At 64.9% G+C, this 1,072-nt stretch carries 1 protein-coding gene; it reads right to left on the bottom strand.

The genetic code is table 11. The features are described from left to right. The coding region (locus OOT46_RS30620; protein WP_265407404.1) for an Ig-like domain-containing protein at positions 1–1,072 on the bottom strand (1,072 nt) is incomplete at both ends.

Genomic DNA, 1,072 nt, shown 5'->3' with positions numbered 1-1,072 from the left:
CGGTAACCGTGACTTCAATGGCGAACGGACCTTGAGCACTGGCGTTGTTGGGCAGGGTGCCGGAGATGACACCGGTGTTCGGGTCGATGCTGAGACCGGCCGGCAAGCCGGTGGCGGAGAAGGTCAGCCGGTCGCCATTGGTGGCGATGTCGGCGTCGCGGAAGACGGCGCTGGTCGGGATGCTGACGGTGGCCGCATCGGTGCTGCTCACGTTGTTCAGCGTGCCCACGACCACCGGGTTGTCGTTCACGGCATTGACCGTCACGCTGACCGTGATGGTGTCCGTGGCGCCTTGCGCATCGGTCACGAGGACAGTGAAGCTGTCCGTGCCGTTGAAGTTCGCGTTCGGGGTGTAGGTGTAGTTGCCGTTGGTATCCACCACCACGGTGCCGTTGGCCGGCGCGGTACCGGCCGCGTAGCTCAGTGCGTCGCCGTCTGCATCCGACGCTGAGACCACATCGGTGAGCGAGCCATCTTCATCGATCGTGTGGCTCTCGTCGGAGCCCACCGGGCCGGGGTTGTTCGCCGACAGCGAGAAGCTGGTGCTGGTGCTTCTGCCACCCTGGTCGGTAACCGTCACTTCAATGCTGAACGGACCTTGGGCGCTGGCGTTGTTCGGCAGCGTACCGGAGATGACACCGGTGTTCGGGTCGATGCTCAGGCCGGCGGGCAGGCCGGTGGCCGAGAAGCTCAGCTGGTCGCCATTGGTGGCGATGTCGGCGTCGCGGAAGACGGCGCTGGTCGGGATGCTGACGGTGGCGGCATCGGTGCTGCTCACGTTGTTCAGCGTGCCGACCACCACCGGGTTGTCGTTCACGGCATTCACGTTGACCGTCACCGTGATGGTGTCGGTCGCACCTTGCGCGTCGGTCACGACGACGGTGAAGCTGTCGCTGCCGTTGAAATTGGCGTTGGGCGTGTAGGTGTAGCTGCCGTTGGCATCGACGACCACCGTGCCGTTCGTCGGTGCAGTGTCGATCGCATAGCTCAGTGCGTCGCCGTCGGGATCGGTCGCGGTGACCGCATCGGTCAGGGATCCGTCCTCGTCGATCGTCTGGCTCTCATCCGTGCC

The organism is Aquabacterium sp. A7-Y, from assembly GCF_026153205.1.
In the GTDB taxonomy this organism is placed as follows: Bacteria; Pseudomonadota; Gammaproteobacteria; order Burkholderiales; family Burkholderiaceae_C; genus Caldimonas.
This window is presented reverse-complemented; position numbering and strand designations above follow the sequence as displayed.